Genomic DNA, 4,592 nt, shown 5'->3' with positions numbered 1-4,592 from the left:
GGTATGGGCCACCGGAGTTCGCCCCGCCCGGGCCCCCGCCCGAGACCGCAGGCCGGGCCGGGGCCGGCGGTCGGTCGGGATCGTCGCTCCACAGGCTCAGATGCACGTGGCCGCCGTTACCCACGCTGTCGACGAGCACCTTGGGGGCGAACGAGACGCGCAGGCCATGGCGCCTGCTGACGCCGCGCACCGTCTCCTTGACCAGCACGCACGTGTCGGCGGCGCCGAGGGGGTCCTGCGCGGCGACGGACACCTCGAACTGACCGGCCGCGTACTCGGGATGGATCTGCTCGACGACCAGCCCCTCCTCGGTGAGCGCGGTGACCACGTCCCGCAGGTAGTCACCGAGTTCGGCCACCCTGATCATCCCGTACGCCGGCCCGGGAGCGGCCGGGGCGAACTCGTCGGAACCGGCCGGGGAGACGGCCCATTCGGCCTCGAACGCCATCATCGCCGTCAGGCCGTGCTCGGCGAGCAGTGCCGTCTGGAGGCGGACGAGTTCCCGGCCGTCCTGCGGGTGCGGTCGGCCGTCCTGGTCACGGCGGTCGGCGGGGGCCCAGGCCCAGCCGGGCTGGGCCGCAAGGGGTGTCAGCCGGTCCAGGTCGGGATGCAGCCGCAGATCCCCGACGGGACCTCCGGCGTACCGTCCCGCCGTGATCGAGTCATCGGCGCCGAACACGTCGAACACCGGCGACACGCCGACGCCCCACACCGCCGCCGCGTCGAGCCGGCCGATCGGCACCCCCTTCATCCGAGTGATGCCACTGTTGTCGACGTAGGTCACCGCAACACAGACGACGCCGCGTACCTCCAGGTTCGTCGCCGCGTGCCGGGCCGCCGCGGCGAGCCGATCACGCCTACGATCCTCTCCGGCGATAATCCGAGGGGCGAACTCGTCCAACGCAGGCTCGTTCATCCTCACCTTCCCCACGGGTCTCCCCTGTCCCCATGGTCGCGCGTACGCCTGCCAGACGCCGGGCGGAGCGCACGGCACGGCGGCCCCTCACTCTCCCACGATGTTACGGAGAGCGACAAAATTCGGCCGGATCGAAGGAGAAGCCATCTGTTCATCACAAGCGCTCCGAGCGTTGTCCACAGCTGGCGCCGACGCAAGAAGAGATGAAAACACGGCAACATCATCGACTTTCAGAACGACTGTCCCCAGGGAGCCAGGAGTAATCCACAAGTTATCCACAGGGCCGCTGTGGACCTAAGGATGACCGAGTGTGTCCAGTACGGTCAGGCATGACCTCACCTTCCAGGGGGGATCATCGATGGGTGGGCCGCCCGGTGGAACCGTTCGTCGATCACGAGCTTGTCGACCACCACTGCCATGGTCTGGTCGGCCGCGATCTGACTCGCCCGGAATTCGAAAGCATGATCACCGAGGCGGAACACCCCGGACCACCGGGGACGACGCTGTTCGACAGCCAGATCGGCTTCGCCCTGCGGCGCTGGTGCGCGCCGGTGCTCGACCTACCGGCGCATGCCGCACCGGAAGACTACCTCGAACGCCGGGCGGAGCTTGGCCACGCCGAGGTGCACCGGCGGCTGCTGCGTGCCTGCGGGATCATCACGTTCTGCGTCGACGCCGGATTTCAACCGGAGCCGCTGACCAGCGCCGCGGAGCTGGCCGAGCTCGCCGGCGGACGCGGCGTGGATGTGGTGCGGTTGGAGCGGGTCGCCGAGCAGGTCGCGGTCGACGTCATCACCGGGCAGATCGGCATGACCCACCTCGCCGACACCGTGCGGGCCCGGCTCGAGTCCGCCCGCCCCACCATGGTCGCGGTGAAGTCGGTCGCGGCCTACCGCGGTGGCCTGGAGCTGCCCGCACAGCGACCGACCGACCGCGAGGTCGCCGCCGCCGCCCGCGGCTGGATCCACGAGATCCGCGCCGGCGCCCCGATCCGGCTGACGGACCCCACCCTGCACGCCTTCCTCATCTGGTGCGGGGTCGACGCGCGGCTACCCATCCAGATCCACGTCGGGTACGGGGACTGCGACATCGACCTGCGCCGGGGCAACCCACTGCTGCTCACCGGCCTGCTGCGGGCGATAGCACCGACCGAGGTCAGTGTGCTGCTGCTGCACTGCTACCCGTTCCACCGGGAGGCCGGCTACCTAGCCCAGGTGTTCCCGAATGTCTACCTCGACCTCGGGCGCGCCATCCACAACTGCGGCCGCGGCTCGGCCGGCCTGCTCACGCAGGCACTCGAACTCGCCCCGTTCGGCAAGTTCCTCTTCTCCACCGACGCCTTCGCGCTCGGCGAGCTGTACCTGCTCGGGGCCGTCCTGTTCCGGCGTGGGTTGTCGGCGTTCCTCGCGGCGGGAGTCGCCGACGACGCCTGGACCGCGGCGGACGCCGAGCGGGTCGCCCGGCTCATCTGCGCGGACAACGCCCGCCGCGTCTACAACCTGCCCTGACCAACGACCTGCCCTGACCAGCACGGGCGGCTCGGCGGTCAGCCGGCGGCGGCCGGCGGGCAGAGGCAGAACGGGTGACCGACCGGGTCGAGAAGCACCCGCCACCGGTCCCCACCCGGCTGGAACTCGGCCTGCCTCGCGCCGAGGCCTTCCGCCAGGGCGATGGCGGCGTCCAGGCCGGCGACCCGGAAATCCAGGTGGAACTGCTGCGGGGCGTCCTGGTCCGGCCAGCGCGGCGGCTGGTAGCCCGCCACCCGCTGGAAACCGATCATGATCTCGGTCCCCGGTGGGGTGAGGTACGCCCAGGACCCCTCGTCGTCGGTGCCGGCGACGCCCCACCCGGTCAACGTGCCGTAGAAGGTCGCGAGCTCCTTCGCGTCCGGGCAGTCGAGCATCAGCCCGGCCCAGGTCGCCGCCACGTCACTCGCGGAGCCAGCACTTGCGGACCCAGTCGCCGCACCGGTAGCGGCCGCGCCCCCGGCCCTCTCCACACCCATCTCCCGAGCCGGGTCCGTTCCCGCCATGGCGATCTCCTTCGCGTTCCGGTGTCGATGTGTCGGATCCCATCCTCGAAGCCATACCTGACTTCTCCTGGCAGGTATGGCCCGGGGAGCATCGGGCATGCGTGCCGGCCGGCTCCTCTCCGTCCTGCTGCTGTTGCAGACCTGTGGGCGGCTCACGGCGCGTGAGATCGCCGACGAACTCGAGGTCTCCGTGCGGACGGTCTACCGGGATCTGGAGTCCCTCGCCGAGGCCGGGGTCCCCGTGCTGGCGGACCGCGGTGCCACCGGCGGGTACCGGCTGCTCGACGGCTACCGCACCCGGCTGACCGGGTTGACCTCCGGCGAGGCCGACTCTCTGTTCCTCGCCGGCATGCCGGCGGCCGCCGGCGAGCTGGGGCTCGGCACGATGCTCGCGGCGGCGGAACTGAAGCTGATGGCGGCCCTGCCCGAGCAGCTGCGCGAACGGGCCGGCCGGGTGCGGGAGCGCTTCCATCTCGACGCGCCCGGCTGGTTCCGGGCCACCGAGGACACGCCGCTGCTGACCGAGGTGGCAGCGGCGGTGTGGGAGCAGCGCCGCGTCCGGGTCACCTACCGGCGTTGGCGGGCCCCCCGTGAGATCATCCGGCACCTCGAACCGCTCGGTGTGGTCCTCAAAAGCGGCACCTGGTACCTGGTCGCCAACGTCGCACACGGCACCCAGGGCGTAGGCCTGGCCGAGGACGCTGGCAGCAGCCGCGACCCTGACGGCACCCGAGCCGCAGGCGCCACCGAGAGTGCGGACGGCAGCGGAGGCGCGGAACCGGCGGGCGGGCCGGCCACCCTGCCCCGGGTGTACCCGGTCGCGAAGATCCTCAGCCTCGAGACGACCACCAAGACGTTCGAACGGCCGCATGGCTTCGGCCTCGGCGCCTACTGGGCCGGCTGGACGGCCCGCTATGAATCCGAGGTCTACCGGGCGCGGGCGACCATGCGGCTTTCCCCGACCGGCGTGACGATGGCCCCCTTCCGGCTCCCCCCGGCGGTCGCCCGCGCCGTCCGGGAAACGGCGAGCGCACCGGAGGAGGACGGCTGGGTACGCGCGGTGGTGCCGATCGAGTCCGTCCGGCACGCCGAGCGCGAACTGCTCGTACTCGGCCCGGACCTGGAGGTGCTCCACCCCCCGGAGCTACGCGAGGCGATGACGCGCGCCGCGGGCGCGCTCGCCGCGCTGTACGGCGCACCGGCGGCGGGCAACGGCGGAAGTCGCAGGCCCGTCGCCGGGAACCACAACCTGCCGGAACCCTGACTGCCGGCAGCCTGACGCCTCCGGACGCCACGTGGCGCCTCGGTGCTTCGTCTGAATCACTGGGATGACGCCGGCACCAGGCTGCCAACCTTTACGGACGGTGGATGCCCACGCCCCTTGATCAGCGAGGGTCCACCCGTTCTTACGCCCTGTACGCGACAGCAAGCCCTCCAATAGGCGCGGGCCTGCTCCCTGGCCGTATCAGTGCTGAAGCAGGAGGCCCCTCGGGCGAGCGGCTCCTCAAACAGGCTCTTCGAAGTTAAGCGGGTTTGAGGCATCTGCGGGCTCGGCGGGTGGTTGCGCAGCGTGTTCGTAGCCGCTGGTTTTCGGGGTTGCGGTAGCCGAAGGCGTTGCGGGCGTCGAGCTTGATGCCCCGGTTG

The 4,592-nt window shown here is 71.2% G+C and carries 4 protein-coding genes; 2 read left to right on the top strand and 2 right to left on the bottom strand.

Features of this window, described 5'->3' with window-relative positions; all coding sequences use genetic code 11:
* The coding region (locus ACY5KJ_RS17885; protein ID WP_462203905.1) for a type I glutamate--ammonia ligase at nucleotides 1-916 on the bottom strand (916 nt) is incomplete at its 3' end.
* A 362-nt stretch (nucleotides 917-1,278) separates the two neighbouring features.
* Between ACY5KJ_RS17885 and ACY5KJ_RS17880 the strand changes: the two genes are divergently transcribed.
* Complete coding sequence (locus tag ACY5KJ_RS17880; protein ID WP_462189022.1) at nucleotides 1,279-2,424, top strand: amidohydrolase family protein; 1,146 nt, start codon at nucleotides 1,279-1,281, stop codon at nucleotides 2,422-2,424.
* 38 nt (nucleotides 2,425-2,462) lie between these two features.
* Here ACY5KJ_RS17880 and ACY5KJ_RS17875 read toward each other — a convergent pair whose 3' ends face one another.
* Nucleotides 2,463-2,948 (bottom strand): VOC family protein, encoded by a 486-nt coding sequence (locus ACY5KJ_RS17875; RefSeq protein WP_462189021.1) that lies wholly within the window; start codon nucleotides 2,946-2,948, stop codon nucleotides 2,463-2,465.
* A gap of 97 nt (nucleotides 2,949-3,045) precedes the next feature.
* Between ACY5KJ_RS17875 and ACY5KJ_RS17870 the strand changes: the two genes are divergently transcribed.
* Nucleotides 3,046-4,212, top strand: a complete 1,167-nt coding sequence (locus tag ACY5KJ_RS17870; RefSeq protein ID WP_462203904.1) for a helix-turn-helix transcriptional regulator — start codon at nucleotides 3,046-3,048, stop codon at nucleotides 4,210-4,212.
* Nucleotides 4,213-4,592: the final 380 nt, after the last annotated feature.

It is taken from the genome of Frankia sp. CcWB3, from assembly GCF_977927595.1.
Note: the sequence above shows the minus strand (reverse complement) of the source record. Positions and strands in the feature narration are given on the sequence as shown.

Excerpts from the sequence above, each read along its gene's own strand:
- ACY5KJ_RS17875 (WP_462189021.1), bottom strand. The coding sequence starts at position 2,948 with ATGGCGGGAACGGACCCGGCTCGGGAGATGGGTGTGGAGAGGGCCGGG.
- ACY5KJ_RS17870 (WP_462203904.1), top strand. The coding sequence starts at position 3,046 with ATGCGTGCCGGCCGGCTCCTCTCCGTCCTGCTGCTGTTGCAGACCTGT.